Annotated in this window: 14 protein-coding genes, 2 tRNA genes and 1 pseudogene; 8 read left to right on the top strand and 9 right to left on the bottom strand. The window is 54.4% G+C overall.

What is annotated here, in order from left to right; all coding sequences use genetic code 11:
- Positions 1-4: 4 nt before the first annotated feature.
- On the bottom strand, positions 5-1,336 hold the full coding sequence (argA, locus tag F3J26_RS21660; protein WP_166995914.1) for an amino-acid N-acetyltransferase: 1,332 nt from the start codon (positions 1,334-1,336) through the stop codon (positions 5-7).
- Positions 1,337-1,564: 228 nt separating this feature from the next.
- Here argA and amiC point away from each other — a divergent pair, with 228 nt between their 5' ends.
- Positions 1,565-2,815 carry an N-acetylmuramoyl-L-alanine amidase AmiC gene (gene amiC, locus F3J26_RS21655; RefSeq protein ID WP_166995913.1) on the top strand — a complete coding sequence of 417 codons (1,251 nt, stop codon included), beginning with the start codon at positions 1,565-1,567 and terminating at the stop codon, positions 2,813-2,815.
- An 88-nt stretch (positions 2,816-2,903) separates the two neighbouring features.
- Here amiC and F3J26_RS21650 read toward each other — a convergent pair.
- Positions 2,904-2,980, bottom strand: a tRNA-Met gene (locus tag F3J26_RS21650).
- 63 nt (positions 2,981-3,043) lie between these two features.
- Positions 3,044-3,120, bottom strand: a tRNA-Met gene (locus tag F3J26_RS21645).
- 211 nt (positions 3,121-3,331) lie between these two features.
- Here F3J26_RS21645 and mltA point away from each other — a divergent pair.
- Both mltA and tcdA read left to right on the top strand, forming a co-directional pair.
- Complete coding sequence (gene mltA, locus F3J26_RS21640; protein WP_008458439.1) at positions 3,332-4,429, top strand: murein transglycosylase A; 1,098 nt, start codon at positions 3,332-3,334, stop codon at positions 4,427-4,429.
- A 71-nt stretch (positions 4,430-4,500) separates the two neighbouring features.
- Positions 4,501-5,310 (top strand): tRNA cyclic N6-threonylcarbamoyladenosine(37) synthase TcdA, encoded by an 810-nt coding sequence (tcdA, locus tag F3J26_RS21635; protein WP_166995912.1) that lies wholly within the window; start codon positions 4,501-4,503, stop codon positions 5,308-5,310.
- On the opposite strand, the gene csdE is transcribed toward tcdA, so the two are convergent.
- Positions 5,311-5,742 (bottom strand): cysteine desulfurase sulfur acceptor subunit CsdE, encoded by a 432-nt coding sequence (gene csdE / locus F3J26_RS21630; protein WP_166878328.1) that lies wholly within the window; start codon positions 5,740-5,742, stop codon positions 5,311-5,313. It lies immediately after the preceding gene.
- Entirely contained in the window at positions 5,743-6,948 is a 1,206-nt protein-coding gene (gene csdA, locus F3J26_RS21625) for a cysteine desulfurase CsdA (protein WP_166995911.1), read from the bottom strand.
- 196 nt (positions 6,949-7,144) lie between these two features.
- Here csdA and F3J26_RS21620 point away from each other — a divergent pair, with 196 nt between their 5' ends.
- From F3J26_RS21620 to rlmM, 4 genes are all read left to right on the top strand, one after another.
- Positions 7,145-7,372, top strand: coding sequence for a YgdI/YgdR family lipoprotein (locus F3J26_RS21620; RefSeq protein WP_008458430.1), 228 nt, complete (start codon positions 7,145-7,147; stop codon positions 7,370-7,372).
- Positions 7,373-7,717: 345 nt separating this feature from the next.
- Positions 7,718-8,635 (top strand): glycine cleavage system transcriptional regulator GcvA, encoded by a 918-nt coding sequence (gene gcvA / locus F3J26_RS21615; protein ID WP_008458428.1) that lies wholly within the window; start codon positions 7,718-7,720, stop codon positions 8,633-8,635.
- 45 nt (positions 8,636-8,680) lie between these two features.
- Complete coding sequence (locus F3J26_RS21610) at positions 8,681-9,076, top strand: DUF423 domain-containing protein (protein WP_008458426.1); 396 nt, start codon at positions 8,681-8,683, stop codon at positions 9,074-9,076.
- Positions 9,069-10,169 (top strand): 23S rRNA (cytidine(2498)-2'-O)-methyltransferase RlmM, encoded by a 1,101-nt coding sequence (rlmM, locus tag F3J26_RS21605; protein WP_008458424.1) that lies wholly within the window; start codon positions 9,069-9,071, stop codon positions 10,167-10,169. The genes F3J26_RS21610 and rlmM overlap by 8 nt, the downstream gene beginning before the upstream one ends.
- A gap of 43 nt (positions 10,170-10,212) precedes the next feature.
- On the opposite strand, the gene xni is transcribed toward rlmM, so the two are convergent.
- Positions 10,213-10,983, bottom strand: coding sequence for a flap endonuclease Xni (gene xni, locus F3J26_RS21600; RefSeq protein WP_008458422.1), 771 nt, complete (start codon positions 10,981-10,983; stop codon positions 10,213-10,215).
- 182 nt (positions 10,984-11,165) lie between these two features.
- Here xni and F3J26_RS21595 point away from each other — a divergent pair, with 182 nt between their 5' ends.
- Positions 11,166-12,350 carry an aminotransferase class I/II-fold pyridoxal phosphate-dependent enzyme gene (locus tag F3J26_RS21595; RefSeq protein ID WP_166995910.1) on the top strand — a complete coding sequence of 395 codons (1,185 nt, stop codon included), beginning with the start codon at positions 11,166-11,168 and terminating at the stop codon, positions 12,348-12,350.
- A gap of 191 nt (positions 12,351-12,541) precedes the next feature.
- Here F3J26_RS21595 and F3J26_RS21590 read toward each other — a convergent pair whose 3' ends face one another.
- The 3 genes and pseudogenes from F3J26_RS21590 to F3J26_RS22620 all read right to left on the bottom strand — a co-directional run.
- Positions 12,542-13,909: an L-serine ammonia-lyase gene (locus F3J26_RS21590; protein ID WP_166995909.1), complete on the bottom strand. Its 1,368-nt coding sequence runs from the start codon at positions 13,907-13,909 to the stop codon at positions 12,542-12,544.
- A 65-nt stretch (positions 13,910-13,974) separates the two neighbouring features.
- Positions 13,975-15,264, bottom strand: coding sequence for a serine/threonine transporter (locus F3J26_RS21585; RefSeq protein WP_166995908.1), 1,290 nt, complete (start codon positions 15,262-15,264; stop codon positions 13,975-13,977).
- 579 nt (positions 15,265-15,843) lie between these two features.
- Positions 15,844-16,110, bottom strand: a pseudogene (locus F3J26_RS22620) (hypothetical protein); the annotation flags it as partial.

Raw genomic sequence — 16,110 nt, 5'->3', positions numbered from 1 at the left:
TTTTTCAGGTCAGGTCGGCCATCAGCACTTTTGATTTGCGCTGATAGTTGTACATCTCTTTTTTGCTCGCCGGCAGCAGCTCCACGTCCACCGGCAGGAAGCCCCGCTCCTGGAACCAGTGGATGCTGCGGGTGGTCAGCACGAACAATTTACTCAGCCCCATCTGCCGCGCCTGGTTGGCTATGCGGTTCAGCAACTCTTCGCCCCGGGACGAACTACGGTAGTCAGGGTGCACCGCGACGCAGGCCATTTCGCCGATGCTTTCTTCCGGGAACGGATAAAGCGCAGCGCAGGCGATGGTCAGGTTATCCCGTTGAATAATCGTGAACTTGTCGATCTCCATTTCCAGCTGCTCACGGGAGCGGCGCACCAGGATCCCTTGCTGTTCCAGCGGGCGGATCAGCTCAAGAATACCGCCGATATCGTTGATGGTAGCGCGGCGGATCTGCTCGGCGCTTTCCATCACAATCTGCGTGCCGATCCCATCGCGAGAGAACAGTTCCTGCAGCAGGGCACCATCTTCCTGATAGCTGAGCAGGTGGCTGCGGCGCACGCCGCTGCGGCAGGCCTTCACCGCTCCACGCAGGAAGCGCACTGTGCCGGAATGATAGTCGCCGCTGTTTTCCAGGGCTTCAATGCGCTGCTGAGCCTCGTTCGGGAACAGTTCGGAAATCACGTTTCCCTGGTCGTCGGTCACGCCCTGAGCGGAGCAGAACCCAATCATTTTCTCTGCCTTCAACTTAACCGCTAGCTGGGTGGCGACTTCTTCGGAGGTGAGGTTGAAGCTTTCCCCCGTGACGGAGACCGCAACCGGCCCCATCAGCACAATCGCGCCGCTGTCCAGCTGGCGGTGAATGGCTTCTTCATCGATCCGGCGGACGCGACCGCTATGGCAATAGTCCACGCCATCGTCCACGCCCAGAGGCTGCGCGATAATGAAATTACCGCTGACCACGTTGATATGGGCGCCCTGAAGCGGCGTATTACCCAGACTCATGGAAAGCCGCGCGGTGATGTCGAGCTGAAGTAGCCCTGCCGCCTGCTTTACCAGTTCGAGGGTTTTTGCGTCGGTGACTCGGGTATGTTTATGGTAAACCGGCTCATGGTGGTGCTCAGCCAGGTTTTCGTCAATCTGCGGGCGTGCGCCGTACACCACGACCAGGCGAATGCCCAGGCTGTGAAGCAGGCCGATATCGTTGACGATGCTGGAAAAGTTTTCATGTTCAATGGCTTCGCCGCCGAGCATGATGACAAACGTTTTTCCCCGGTGGGCATTAATATAGGGAACAGAATGGCGAAATCCCTGGACCAGTTCAGTTCTGCGTTCCTTTACCACGGCACACCCTCATTGCATGATTATTCGTAATTTGTGTATTTTTATTCTTTTATGGTGTCTGGTGCAAGTGCCAATTTTCATCCAGGATAAAATTCCTTCCCCCTGACTTTTGATGACCTTTTCCGAACGTTTACCCTTTTATAGATGACAGTAACCGCGTGTTTCGCTAAAGTTTTTGGCTCAAAAAATAAATTCGTCTATTCAGTGATTTTATCGCTCAGGGGAGCCATGCCAGATTCCAGTTCGTTAATGAGTCGCCGCCGTCTGCTTCAGGGTGCCGGAGCCATGTGGTTGTTGAGCGTCAGCAAGGTCGGTTTTGCTGCCTCAAGCCAGGTGATCGCCGTGCGCGTCTGGCCGGCCTCGTCTTATACCCGCGTGACGCTGGAATCTAACCATCAGCTGAAGTACCGCCAGTTTGCGCTCAGCAACCCGGAGCGGGTGGTTGTGGATATTGAAGGGGCGCATTTAAATTCAGTTTTAAAAGGCATTGGCAGCCAGGTTCGCGGCGACGATCCCTTCATTAAATCCGCCCGCGTGGGGCAGTTCGATCCCAAGACTGTGCGCATGGTTTTTGAATTGAAGCAAAACGTGACCCCGCATTTGTTTGCGCTGGCCCCGGTCGCCGAATTTAAAGAGCGCCTGGTGATGGATCTTTATCCCGCCAATATGAATAGCGAACAAGATCCGCTGCTGGCATTACTGGAAGATTACAACAACGGCCAGTTAGACAAGAAAATGCCGGTGGAAAAAGGGCCGAAGCCGGGTAAAGCCGGGCGGGACCGGCCGATTGTCATCATGCTTGATCCAGGCCACGGCGGTGAAGACCCCGGTGCGATAGGCCCAAACAAGACCCGCGAAAAAGATATTGTGCTCAGCATTGCGCGCAGGCTGAAGGCCCTGCTCGATAAAGAGGGCAATATGAAGGCCTACATGACGCGTAATGAAGATGTGTTCATCCCGCTGAAAGTGCGCGTTGCCAAGGCGCAAAAACAGCGAGCCGACCTGTTTGTTTCTATTCATGCGGATGCATTTACGACCGCTGCCGCGCGCGGATCGTCGGTCTTTGCGTTGTCCACCAAAGGGGCGACCAGTACGGCGGCGAAATATCTCGCGCAAACGCAGAACGCCTCGGATTTAATTGGCGGCGTGGGCAAAAGTGGGGATCGCTATCTCGACCACACGATGTTCGACATGGTGCAGTCGCTGACCATTAACGACAGCCTGAAGTTCGGGAAAGAGGTGCTTAACCGGCTGGGGAAAGTGAACAAGCTGCATAAAAACAGCGTCGATCAGGCCGGGTTTGCGGTGCTAAAAGCGCCGGATATTCCATCTATTCTGGTGGAGACAGCGTTCCTGAGTAACCCTGAAGAAGAGCGCAAGCTGCGTACGGCCAAATTCCAGCAGGAAGTTGCGGAGTCAATTCTGGCGGGGATTAAGGCGTACTTCTCGGATAGCTCAAGGCTGGCAAGACGAGGCTAAAATGGCTGATAAAGGCGGGAGATAAACCTGCCTTATTTTTTTACAAACGGCAGAAACAAAAAAACACCCGTAAGGGTGTTCTCAATGTTGGTTGCGGGGGCCGGATTTGAACCGACGACCTTCGGGTTATGAGCCCGACGAGCTACCAGGCTGCTCCACCCCGCGTCCGTCATACTACTCTTTTTAATGATTTTTCATCATTGCGCTGTTAAATCAGCGACTTTTAATTGGTTGCGGGGGCCGGATTTGAACCGACGACCTTCGGGTTATGAGCCCGACGAGCTACCAAGCTGCTCCACCCCGCGTCCGTGGATGCGCACTATACTCCGCTCGCTTTTTGATGCAACCCTTTTTTCAAGTAAATACCTGAATTTCCCCTTGGTTGTTGAATTAACCCGCACAGTGGCCATAAAACAGACGTTTTTGCTGTGAGGGGTGTGCAACTCGTTTAATTCTGGCGGCGCGTTTGCTATCTTCGGCGAGGCATACAGAGGCAACGAGCAGGGCGAAAGGTAAATGAAAGGACGTTGGATTAAGTACACAGCGGCGGGGGCCATGTTAGCGATGCTGGCCGCCTGTTCATCAAAACCGACCGATCGCGGTCAGCAATATAAAGACGGGAAATTCTCCCAGCCTTTCTCACTGGTGAATCAGCCTGATGCGGTTGGCGCGCCTATCAACGGCGGCGACTATGCCGAGCAGGTTAACCAGATTCGTTCTGCTTCTCCCCGCCTCTATAATAACGGCAGCGATATCTATAATGCCGTGCAGCAGTGGCTGCGGGCCGGCGGCGATACCCGCCAGCTGAAGCAGTTCGGCCTTGATGCCTGGCAGATGGAGGGGGCTGACAACTACGGCAACGTGCAGTTTACCGGCTACTACACCCCGGTGATTCAGGCTCGTCATACTCGCCAGGGCGAATTCCAGTACCCTATTTACCGCATGCCGCCAAAACGTGGGCGTCTACCGTCCCGCGCGGAAATCTACGCCGGTGGGTTGAGCGACAGCTATGTGCTGGCCTACAGCAACTCTCTGATGGATAACTTCATCATGGATGTGCAGGGCAGCGGCTACATTGATTTTGGCGATGGTCAGCCTTTGACCTTCTTCGGCTATGCCGGTAAAAACGGCCACGCTTATCGCAGCATCGGCAAGGTGTTGATCGACCGCGGTGAAGTGAAGAAAGAAGACATGTCGATGCAGGCGATTCGCCACTGGGGTGAAACCCATAGCGAAGCGGCAGTACGGGAGCTGCTTGAGCAGAATCCTTCTTTTGTCTTCTTTAAGCCTGCAAGCTATGCGCCGGTGAAAGGCGCGAGCGCGGTACCTTTGATTGGACGTGCCTCCGTGGCGTCTGACCGCTCCATCATTCCTGCTGGCACCACGCTGCTGACCGAAGTCCCGCTACTGGACAATAACGGGAAGTTCACCGGCCAGTACGAGCTGCGCGTGATGGTGGCGCTCGACGTTGGGGGCGCGATCAAAGGCCAGCACTTCGACATCTATCAGGGCATTGGCCCGGATGCCGGGCACCGCGCGGGTTGGTACAACCATTACGGGCGAGTCTGGGTGCTGAAAGCGGCCCCTGGCACGGGCAGCGTTTTTAACGGTTAATGCTGCAGCGTTTCCACCTTTATCTACGGGCTGTATAATCAGCCCGTTTTTTATTTCTGAGGATTTCCCCGATGTCTGTTGTTCTCTCTGATGCCTGGCTGCAACGCTTTGGCGGCACCGCTCGTCTGTATGGCCAGGCGGCGCTTCAGCTTTTTGCAGAAGCGCACGTTTGCGTGATTGGCATCGGCGGGGTGGGCTCGTGGGCGGCAGAGGCGCTGGCGCGAACCGGGATTGGGGCCATTACGCTAATCGACATGGATGACGTTTGCGTCACCAACACCAACCGCCAAATCCATGCCCTGAAAGACAGCGTAGGCCAGGCCAAAACGGAAGTCATGGCCGCACGCATCAAGGAGATCAATCCTGAATGTCGGGTTACGGTGGTGGATGACTTTATTACCGCTGACAACGCTGCTGAGCTGCTTAGCCAGGGATTCAGCTATGTTATCGACGCCATTGACAGCGTGCGGCCAAAAGCGGCGCTGATCGCGTATTGCCGCCGCTATAAGATCCCGATGGTGACCACGGGGGGAGCCGGTGGGCAAATCGATCCGACGCAGATTCAGGTTAGCGATCTGGCAAAAACTATTCAGGATCCGCTGGCGGCGAAGCTGCGTGAACGCCTGAAAAGTGATTTCGGCGTGGTGAAAAACAGCAAAGGGAAGCTTGGCGTAGACTGCGTATTTTCAACTGAAGCGCTGGTGTATCCGCAGGCTGACGGCTCAGTTTGCGCGATGAAAAGCACCGCCGAAGGCCCAAAACGGATGGACTGTGCCTCGGGCTTTGGGGCGGCGACCATGGTAACCGCCAGCTTTGGTTTTGTGGCGGTGTCTCATGTGCTGAAGAAGATGATGGCGAAGGCGGCAAGAACCTCCGCCTGATTAACCCTCGTGCGCGGCCTGTTGAACGGCCGCGGCAAGGGCCGTAAGCCCGCTGCTGCGGGAAGCGCTTAGCTGATGGCGAAGCCCCAGATCGTCAAACAGACTTAGCGGATCGTTTTCCAATAGCTGCCTGGCGGTTTTCCCCTCTACCGCGGTCAACAGCACCGCCAATAAGCCACGAACGATGCGTCCTTCACTGTCACCGTAAAAGTGCAGCGTTCCGTCCGGCAGGCGCTCGTGGCCCAGCCAAACGCGATTTTCGCAGCCGCTGATTTCAATACTCTCGGTTTTTAATGCCTCCGGCAGCGCCGGCAGCTTCTTACCCAATAAAATCAGCTGGCGGTATTTGTCTTCCCACTGCCGCTGCGCTTCGAAGGTGGTACGCAGCATATCTGCGTTAATTTCTGTGCCAAAGGGATGATTAGCCTGCATTCAGTCCACCAGAATATCGAGGGCGCGATCGACTGCGGCGAGCAGTTCGTGCACATCCTGCTGTGTGTTGTAAGGGGCGAAAGAGGCGCGCAGCGTTCCGCTAACGCCTAATGCGGCCATCAAGGGCTGCGCGCAGTGCTGGCCCGCCCGCAGCGCAATGCCTGATTCGGCCAGCAGCGTGACCATATCGCTATGGTGAACGCCCGCAAAGTCAAACGCCAGCAGGCTGGAGTCCTGACTGCGGAAGCTACGGAAACCGGGGCGTTTTGCCAGCCCGGACTCCGCGAGCGTGGCCAGGCTACGGCTCCAGTTTTCCGCCTGCTGTAAATCGACAGTTTCAAGCCATTCCAGCACAGCGCTAAGGCCAATGACGCCCGCGACGTTTGGCGTCCCGGCTTCAAAGCGGTAGGGCACTGGCTGAGTCTTAAACCCGTCGAATGAGACATGGGTAATCATTTTCCCGCCGCCGAGCCACGGCGACATCTGCTCAAGGAGATCTGCTTTGCCATAGAGCGCGCCGATGCCGGTCGGGCCATACAGTTTATGGGCGGAAAAGGCGTAAAAGTCGATATCCAGCGCCTGGACGTCCGGCGGGCAGTGAACAATGCCCTGCGCGCCATCAACCATCACGACGGCGCCTGCTTCGTGGGCAAGCTTGATAGCTTTTGCCAGATCGGGGCAGCCCCCGGTGACGTTAGACATTTGCCCAAGCGCCAGGATACGAGTGCGGTCATTCAGCAATGCAGGAAGCTGGTTAAGATCGGGCAGAGCCTGGTCATTCAGCGGCAGTTTCACCACTTTCGCACCGGTTTGCTCAGCCACCATCAGCCACGGCACAAAATTGGCGTGATGTTCTGCCTCACTCACAATGATTTCATCCCCGTCTTTGAGGCGAGGGCGGGCATAGCACTGCGCAACCAGGTTTATGGCTTCGGTTGTGCCCCGGGTCCAGACCACGGATCTACCGCTTTCGGCGTTGATCAAACGTGCTACCTGGTCACGTGCCGCTTCGTAACGCGCCGTCAGACGCTGCGCTTCTGGAAACTGGCTGCGGTGAACGTTCCCGGCACTCAGGCTGTAAAACTGTTGGGTAGCGTCGATCACGGCCTGGGGTTTTAGCGCCGTGGCCGCGCTGTCGAGATAGACGCCTGCATCTGACAGCGCGGGGAATTGCGCGCGAAAATGAGCGGGGTTAAATGCTGTCATGGGGATCCTCAGTTCAATGCACAGATCGTCGCGCAAAACTGGCGTTGGCACAAGGTTTCCGTCTTTCTCGGAATTGTCTGTTTCTCCTGGCAGAATGTGAGAAGCAGGTTATGCTAATTATTGTTGGACTAATATTTAAGCATGTTAGTAGGAAAGACTTAAACAGCATTAAACGCTATCCACAAGGAGAAGAATAATGAACAAATCTATCGCTATTGTTTCTGCCTGTATGATGACCTTTGCACTTGCAGCTTGTTCCAGCCCGAACTACATCATGCACACCAACGATGGACGCGCGATTGTCTCTGAAGGTAAGCCAAAAACCGATGACGAAACAGGAATGATCAAGTACAAAGATGCTAACGGCAATATGCAGCAGATTAACCGTTCGGACGTGAAAGAGATGGTTGAGCTGAAGAAGTAAAACTGCAGGCAAAAAAAAGCACCGCATTCGGCGGTGCTACATTAATCACTATGGACAGACAGGGTAAATGTACAGGAAGTGAAAAGGGGTAGCTTAGCTACCGTGGTCCGAAATGTCAGACCAATTGCAAACACAACAACACAACATCACAACCGTAAGCCAAAAGCCCTCCAGAACACGCATTCCAGACAACTTTTCGTTCCGACTCAGGAAGTGCCGCCACTATAGGTATTTGCTGGTGCATCCTCAACGGACAATTTATAATGGCTCAGATAAAAAAAACTAATAGGTAAACAAACGCTATCTGTTTGTTAACTCTTATTAACACTTAAGCCAAATAACCCCATGTCTAAGCGATTACCCCCTCTGAATGCGCTGCGCGTTTTTGACGCTGCGGCTCGTCACTTGAGTTTTACTAAAGCGGCTGAGGAACTGTTCGTTACTCAGGCCGCGGTAAGCCACCAGATCAAGTCCCTGGAGGATTTTCTTGGCCTGAAGCTGTTCCGCCGCCGTAACCGATCGTTGCTGTTGACGGAGGAGGGGCAGAGTTATTATCAGGATATTAAAGAGATTTTTTCCCAGCTGACGGAAGCCACCCGCAAGCTGCAGGCGCGCAGTGCAAAAGGCGCGCTGACGGTGAGTTTATTGCCCAGTTTTGCGATTCACTGGCTGGTGCCTCGCTTAACAAGCTTTAACTCAGCTTATCCGGGCATCGACGTGCGAATTCAGGCGGTGGACCGCCAGGAAGACAAGCTGTCTGACGACGTGGACGTGGCGATATTCTATGGGCGGGGAAACTGGCCGGGGCTAAGAGTCGAAAAACTTTATGCTGAGTATTTGCTGCCGGTTTGCTCGCCTATGCTACTAACCGGCGACAAACCGATTAAAACGCCGGAAGATTTGGCCAGGCACACTTTATTGCATGACGCTTCGCGCCGCGACTGGCAGACTTATACCCGCCAGCTTGGCGTGAGCCATATTAATGTCCAGCAAGGGCCCATTTTCAGCCACAGCGCAATGGTACTCCAGGCCGCGATTCACGGGCAGGGGATTGCGCTGGCCAATAACGTCATGGCCCAAACGGAAATCGAAGCGGGCCGTCTGGTATGCCCGTTCAATGATGTGCTGGTAAGTAAAAACGCCTTTTATCTGGTTTGTCATGACAGCCAGGCAGAACTGGGTAAAATAGCCGCGTTTCGACAGTGGATCCTGGCAAAGGCGGCCAGTGAGCAAGAAAAATTCCGTTTTCGCTACGAACAATAAGCAACCTTCGCGTGGCGCGGCCACGCCTTACTTTAGGGTTACACCATGACCAGCCGATTCATGCTGATTTTTGCCGCCATCAGCGGTTTTGTTTTTGTTGCCCTGGGCGCCTTTGGGGCGCACGTATTGAGCAAGTCTCTGGGTGTTGCAGAGATGGGATGGATCCAGACCGGGCTTGAGTATCAGGCGTTTCACACGCTCGCGATTTTTGGCCTTGCGGTGGCAATGCAGCGTCGCATCAGCATCTGGTTCTACTGGAGCAGCGTCTTTATGGCGTTAGGCACCGTATTGTTTAGCGGCAGTTTGTACTGCCTGGCCCTGTCGCACCTGCGGCTGTGGGCGTTTGTTACCCCGGTGGGCGGCGTCAGCTTCCTGGCCGGTTGGATATTGATGTTAATTGGTGCTGTGCGCCTGAAACGTAAGGGCGTAAGCCATGAATAAAGTGATTTTGTACTGCCGCCAGGGATTCGAGAAAGAGTGTGCGGCAGAGATAACCGACAAAGCGGGTCAGCGCGGTGTCTACGGCTTTGCCCGCGTTAAAGAGCACAGCGGTTATGTCATATTTGAATGCTATCAGCCGGAAGAGGCGGAAAAGCTGGCGCGCGAGCTGCCGTTCAGCGACCTGATTTTTGCCCGCCAGATGTTTGTTGCCGGCGAGCTGCTAAAGGATTTGCCGCCGGAAGACCGCATCACGCCTATTGTCGGCATGCTGCAGGGCGTGGTGGAAAAGGGCGGCGACCTGCGGGTTGAAGTGGCCGACACCAACGAAAGCAAAGAGCTGATGAAGTTCTGTCGTAAGTTTACCGTGCCGCTGCGTGCCAGCCTGCGCGAAGCCGGAGTGCTGACCAACTACGAAACGCCGAAGCGTCCGGTTGTGCATGTGTTCTTTATCGCCCCCGGCTGCTGTTACACAGGTTACTCCTACACCACCAACAATTCGCCGTTCTATATGGGCATCCCGCGCCTCAAGTTCCCGGCGGATGCTCCAAGCCGCTCCACGCTGAAGCTGGAAGAGGCGTTTCACGTCTTTATTCCCGCCGATGAATGGGACGAGCGTCTGGCCAACGGCATGTACGCCGTGGATTTGGGTGCCTGCCCGGGCGGCTGGACCTATCAGTTGGTAAAACGCAATATGTGGGTTTCGTCCGTCGATAACGGCCCGATGGCGCAGAGCCTGATGGACACAGGACAGGTCACCTGGCTGCGCGAAGATGGCTTCAAATACCGCCCGACCCGCACCAACATCTCCTGGATGGTCTGCGACATGGTGGAAAAACCGGCGAAAGTAGCCCATTTAATGGCAACCTGGCTGGTAAACGGCTGGTGCCGTGAGACTATCTTTAACCTCAAGTTGCCGATGAAAAAGCGCTACGAAGAGGTGTCGCAAAACCTGGCGCAGATCCGCGAAATCCTCGAGAGCAACGGCATTAACGCGGAAATCAAAGCCCGCCAGCTTTACCACGATCGTGAAGAAGTGACCGTTCACATCCGCCGTTGGTGGGCGGCCGTGGGTGGCCGTCGCGACGAGCGTTAATGACCAACCCCTTGCTCATCCGGGCAAGGGGAGTTCTTTTGCGTTATGCAGAAGGCAATGCACCAGGCAACCTTAGCTGCTGTAAGTTCCCGTCGAGCTGTAAATCCGTCTCAAGCCTTGCCACCTGGCGGCTGATAAACGCACTTTCTCTGTGCAGCTCCAGCTTCTTACGCCATTTTTCCGGGACTTCATCGAGCCGCTGATAGAGCGTTTCCAGGTCAGAAAACTGGTTAATGAGCTGTGTGGCGCTTTTCGGGCCAATACCGGGCACGCCGGGAATTTTGCTGCTGCTGATGCCCGCCAGCCCCCAGAAGTCCCCCAGTTGTTCCGGCTGAACGCCATATTCCTGAGCAATAAAGGGCGCATCCAGCCAGCGTTTTTGGAAGTAATCGCGAATTTGCAGCGTTGGGGCCAGCAGTTGGCAATAGCCTTTGTCGGTGGACACAATGGTTGCCCGATGGCCGCCGGAGGCGACTTTCACCGCCAGCGTAGCCGCAAGATCGTCCGCCTCGTTGCCTTTTGAATGCCAGCACTGAACGCCACGACGGGTAAAAGCATCCCGCAGAGCCGGCATTTCGGCATGCAGGTCGTCTGGCATTGGCGAACGGCCCGCTTTGTAGTCGGGCAGAACCTGATGCCGCCAGCCTTCGCGACGTTCTTCGTCATCAAACACTGCCACCGCATGAGTAGGCTGACTGTGGCCAATAAGCTGGTCCAGCGCATGCAGACATGTATCGACACAGGGCGAACCCTGCACCGCATGTATGCGGCGAATCAGGTTCAGGGCATCGACGATAAGTAAATGAATAGCCATAAGAAATTAACTCGTCACTCTGATGGGCCTACCCTAACACTTCCCGCCATGATGAGCTATTCTCATCGCAGCATTCAGGAATGCCTCTCGCAAAACCTTATCGGGGCCGGGTGGAAAGCCATTGCGTAGTTGTTAGCGGGCTATGTATATTTCTAACGCATAAAAAAATAGAGAACATCAATATGAGTAATACTAAACACCTCGCGCAACGCATTCAAAACCTGCAACCCTCGGCCATCCGCGAACTTCTTAAGCACAGCAAAATGCCCGGCGTGATTTCACTGGCTGGCGGCATTCCTTCCAGTGAGCTGTTTGACAGACAAGGGCTGGAGCTGGCGACCCGTAAAGTGCTGGAAGAGAACTTTAACGACGCTTTTCAGTATGGCCTGACCGAAGGCAATTCCGAGCTGCGGGACCAGCTAGTTGAGCTGTGCAAGGCTCGCGGGATTACTACGCGCAGCGACCAGTTGCTCATCACCTCTGGTTCCCAGCAGGCGTTGGATTTGCTGATTCGTGCGCTGGCAGACGAAGGTGACGTTTTCGTCGTTGAGCGCCCGACCTACCTGGCCACGCTGCAAATCCTCAGTTTGACCGCCGCGAAGGTTGAATCCGTAGGTGGGGACGAGCACGGCATGATTGTCGATGAGCTGGAAGCTTTGCTGAAAACCACGCGAGTGAAAGGCGTTTATCTGGTGCCAACCTTTGGTAACCCAAGCGGCACAACGCTGAGCGCTGAGCGTCGTGAAAAGCTGGTGAAACTGGCTGCCGAACATGATTTTGTGATTATTGAAGACGATCCGTACGGGGCGATTAGCTTTACCGATCGCCGCGAGAAGACTCTGATTCAGGTCGCCACAGAGTTAGGGCATGAAGATCACGTGGTCTATACCTCAACGTTCTCGAAAATTCTGGCTCCGGGGCTGCGTGTCGGCTGGATTATTCTCCCGGAGTGGATGAAGCAAAAGGTCGCCATCATTAAGCAGGCGACTGATTTACACGCTAACTCGTTTACACAGGCGCTGGCGGCGGCTTACCTGAAACTGGGGCGTCTTGAGCCGCAGATTGAGCTGATTCGTGAGGCTTATAAGCAGAAGTGCCTGACGCTGTCGCGTCTGCTGGAAGAAGAGCTTGGCGAGCACATTACCTTTAACCAGCCGCAGGGTGGGATGTTCCTTTGGGCCGCTTTCCGCTACGACTTTGATACCACGGCCTGGCTACAAAAAACGCTGGAGAAAGGCGTGGTGTACGTGCCGGGAGAGTTCTTCTTTAGCGATCATGCGGATAAACGCACGCTGCGTTTCTCCTACGCGACGGCAACGGATGAGCAACTGGTGGAAGCCGTGAAGCGTTTGAAAGCGGCGCTCTAAGAAAAAGGCTCCCAAGCGGGAGCCTTAAAGGTTGCTGACAAAGAGGAAAAAGCGTGGTTTTTCCCTCTTTGTGGTTATCAGCCGAAAATCAATGAAGTGATTTTCCTATTCTTTAACCAGTCGGCGGATCTTTCTTTTTCACCGGAAGTTGGTCAGTCGTCTGAAAGGCTCCCAGCCGGGAGCCTTAATTTTTAGTCACAGGCGACAATTTTCAGCGCCAGGCCACCGCGAGAGGTTTCGCGATACTTGGCGTTCATGTCCTTGCCCGTTTCATACATTGTCTCGATAACCTTATCCAGACAGACGCGAGGCTCGCTGGTGCGGCGCATAGCCATACGTGCAGCATTCACGGCTTTAACTGCCGCAATGGCGTTACGCTCGATGCACGGAACCTGAACCTGGCCTGCAACCGGGTCACACGTCAGCCCCAGATTATGCTCCATGCCGATTTCCGCAGCGATACACACCTGAGTAGGGCTACCGCCCAGCAGCTCAGTAAGGCCTGCCGCAGCCATTGAACAGGCTACGCCGACTTCTCCCTGACAACCTACTTCCGCGCCGGAGATAGATGCGTTCATTTTATACAGAGAACCGATAGCACCGGCGGCCAGGAAATAGCGGGCGCAGGAGTTAGCGTTCACCTGACGAATGAACTTGTCGTAATAAGCCAACACAGCCGGAACAATACCGCAGGCCCCGTTTGTTGGCGCGGTGACCACACGGCCACCGGCTGCGTTTTCTTCGTTCACCGCCAGCGCGAACATATTGATCCAGTCCACAACTGCCATCGGGTCAGAGTTGTTTTTATCGGTGGTCACCAGCATACGACGCAGGGCTGCAGCACGGCGCGGAACGCGCATTTTACCCGGCAGCACGCCTTCTGTAGTGATACCGCGTTCAATTCCGCTGCTCATGACTTCCCAGACCGCCGCAAAGTGGGCGTCGATCTCTTCCTGGCTATGCAGGGCTCGTTCGTTCTGCATCATCAGGCCGGAAAGCGATAAGCCCGTTTCACGGCAGTGTTTTTGCAGGTCTGCAGCATTCTGATACGGATACGGCACGCTGACCGGGTTTTCACTCTGCGCACCAAAATGGGCTTCATCAACGATGAAGCCACCGCCGATAGAGTAATAGGTCTGAGAATACAGCACGTTGTCGCCAGCCAGAGCGGTGATGCGCATACCATTCTCGTGGAGCGCCAGGTTGTCGGCATGGAAGTTCATGCAGCAGTCCACCGGGAATTCAACTTCATGCTGACCGTTGGCCAGCATCAGGCGCCCGTGGGTGTTTACATCCTGGATGAAGTGCGGAATAGCGTCGATATCGACGGTATCCGGCAGGTTACCCGCCAGGCCCATAATAATGGCTATATCGGTATGGTGGCCTTTACCTGTCAGGGACAGAGAGCCATAGACATCCACAACTACACGAGTGACATCGCGCAGGATCCCTTGCTCAATCAGGTCATCGGAAAATTGTTTACCGGCCTTCATCGGGCCGACGGTATGTGAGCTGGAGGGGCCAATACCGATTTTGAAAATGTCGAATACGCTAATCATAAGATTTCCCTGCGTAAGTGACTTGGGGGAGGAGAGTCGCCCTGGCGGGCGACTCTTTAGCTTGCTTAGCTGAACAGCGAGTAGAAGATAGCGGAGATAGCGATCAGGCCCATAATCACAACAAAGACGTTGCTGATATGGCCGCTGTACTTACGCATCGCCGGTACTTTCTGAATAGCATACATCGGCATCAGGAACAGAATCATCGCGATAACCGGGCCGCCCAGGGTTTCAATCATCCCGAGGATGCTTGGGTTCAGCGTCGCCACTGCCCAGGTCGTCACCAGCATAAACAGCGCGGTAATTTTGTTCAGTTTACCGATTTCAATACTCTTACCTTTGCCGCGCAGAGACTTAATGACCATGCCGTTAAAGCCTTCACGTGCACCCAGGTAGTGGCCGAGGAAGGATTTGGTGATGGCAATCATCGCAATGATTGGCGCCATCCAGGCGATAACCGGTGCATTAAAGTGGTTAGCCAGGTAAGACAGGATAGAAATGTTCTGCGCTTTTGCCGCGGCCAGGTCAGCAGGGCTCAGGCTCAGCACGCAGCTGAACACGAAGAACATGACGGTCAGCACCATCATGATGTGTGCACGAGCCAGGATGCTGGAGCATTTTTTCTCAGCGCCATCGCCGTACTCTTCGCGTTTAGCCACGGCGAAGGAGGAGATGATAGGGGAGTGGTTGAAGGAGAACACCATGACCGGAATTGCCAGCCACAGGGTCATCCACAGGCCGCTGCCGGTTGCCGGGCTTGCGCTGAAGGACAGGGTTTCAAACGCCGCACCGCTCCAGTTTGGAATCAGGTACAGCGCCAGAATCATCAGAGCCGCAACAAATGGGAACACCAGGATGCTCATCGCTTTGACGATCATCTGCTCGCCGAAGCGCACGATAGTCATCATGCCGACAATCAGAATCAAAGAAAGGATAGCGCGCGGCGGTGCAGTCATGCCCAACTGGTGGGTGATGAAGCTGTCCACGGTGTTGGTGATAGCCACGCTGTAAACCAGCAGGATCGGGTAGATAGCAAAGAAGTACAGCAGGGTGATGAGCTTACCTGCACCAACACCAAAGTGCTCTTCTACAACTTCGGTGATATCTTCGCCCGGGTTTTTACCGGACAGCACGAAGCGGGTCATACCGCGGTGTGCGAAGAACGTCATTGGGAAAGCCAGAATCGCCATGATGAACAGCGGGATCAGGCCACCAACGCCGGCGTTGATTGGCAGGAACAGGACGCCTGCACCGATAGCTGTACCGTACAGGCCCAGCATCCACATGGTGTCGGTCTTGCGCCATGCGCCTTTTTTCTCAGCAGAGACAATACTGCCGGTTTGAGTGGTTTCCATCTACATCTCCAAAGGAAAGTTTCGTGCAATGTTTAAAAATTCGCAGTTAACGCGATGTGTGTGGCTTAACTGCTGAAACTAAATTCTGGCCGGGCGCGTTTTTGAAGTAGTTGTGGCCCGTAACTATCGGCGGGCGGAAAGATACATTTATGTCATCACTGTATCAGTGATCGCGATCCCAAATGCGATAATCTACGTTTGTTAAGCAACAAATCCGCATAACAATCTGTTCATAGACATCAACATGACATTTATGGTCGCGAAGCCTAGCACTTGTGGATGATGCAATAAATTAAACCTGACCAAATAACTCGGTTTTTGCCAAAGAAAGTGCCTAAAACAGCATTTTTCAACGAGTATTTGCTTCAGGTCGCAATGTTTGTGCTTTTAAGTGTGAGCGCAATCGATTAAATGGCAGCTTAGTATCGGTACCGAGGGATGGCTTCAAACGCAGGCGGTTGGCAGAGAAGATCTGTTTATCAAGTTTGTGGGGGGAAAAGGAAGACGGATCCTTCAGCAGCGCTATCGCGCAATACGCCGAATAACCCATCTTCGACAGAACGTTCGGTTTCCCGTTCCCTAGTCCGCCTGAGCATCAAACAATAGCGTCACGACTCCCTTCCAGGTTGAACCTGGGGATTTCACCATCGTTTCAACGCCGGGTTTCCGGACTTTAAAATCAACCTGTGAGCGACGATGAACAACAAACTCGCCGGGAGGTAAAATAACATGGCCAGCCGGTAACGAATTCAACAGCAGATTTCTGGCTTCTCTTCCGTTTTCCGTTTTATAACCCGGTAAGGTGAGAGAAACCTCCAGCGGTATTTTTTCTCCGGTGGGGGATGT

This window comes from Enterobacter sp. Ap-867 (genome assembly GCF_011752855.1).
Lineage (GTDB): Bacteria > Pseudomonadota > Gammaproteobacteria > Enterobacterales > Enterobacteriaceae > Cedecea.
Note: the sequence above shows the minus strand (reverse complement) of the source record. Positions and strands in the feature narration are given on the sequence as shown.

What these genes read in the sequence shown, in the direction of transcription:
- amiC (WP_166995913.1), top strand. Translation starts at nt 1,565, where the DNA reads ATGCCAGATTCCAGTTCGTTAATGAGTCGCCGCCGTCTGCTTCAGGGT.
- mltA (WP_008458439.1), top strand. Translation starts at nt 3,332, where the DNA reads ATGAAAGGACGTTGGATTAAGTACACAGCGGCGGGGGCCATGTTAGCG.
- tcdA (WP_166995912.1), top strand. Translation starts at nt 4,501, where the DNA reads ATGTCTGTTGTTCTCTCTGATGCCTGGCTGCAACGCTTTGGCGGCACC.
- csdE (WP_166878328.1), bottom strand. Translation starts at nt 5,742, where the DNA reads ATGCAGGCTAATCATCCCTTTGGCACAGAAATTAACGCAGATATGCTG.
- csdA (WP_166995911.1), bottom strand. Translation starts at nt 6,948, where the DNA reads ATGACAGCATTTAACCCCGCTCATTTTCGCGCGCAATTCCCCGCGCTG.
- F3J26_RS21620 (WP_008458430.1), top strand. Translation starts at nt 7,145, where the DNA reads ATGAACAAATCTATCGCTATTGTTTCTGCCTGTATGATGACCTTTGCA.
- gcvA (WP_008458428.1), top strand. Translation starts at nt 7,718, where the DNA reads ATGTCTAAGCGATTACCCCCTCTGAATGCGCTGCGCGTTTTTGACGCT.
- F3J26_RS21610 (WP_008458426.1), top strand. Translation starts at nt 8,681, where the DNA reads ATGACCAGCCGATTCATGCTGATTTTTGCCGCCATCAGCGGTTTTGTT.
- rlmM (WP_008458424.1), top strand. Translation starts at nt 9,069, where the DNA reads ATGAATAAAGTGATTTTGTACTGCCGCCAGGGATTCGAGAAAGAGTGT.
- xni (WP_008458422.1), bottom strand. Translation starts at nt 10,983, where the DNA reads ATGGCTATTCATTTACTTATCGTCGATGCCCTGAACCTGATTCGCCGC.
- F3J26_RS21595 (WP_166995910.1), top strand. Translation starts at nt 11,166, where the DNA reads ATGAGTAATACTAAACACCTCGCGCAACGCATTCAAAACCTGCAACCC.
- F3J26_RS21590 (WP_166995909.1), bottom strand. Translation starts at nt 13,909, where the DNA reads ATGATTAGCGTATTCGACATTTTCAAAATCGGTATTGGCCCCTCCAGC.
- F3J26_RS21585 (WP_166995908.1), bottom strand. Translation starts at nt 15,264, where the DNA reads ATGGAAACCACTCAAACCGGCAGTATTGTCTCTGCTGAGAAAAAAGGC.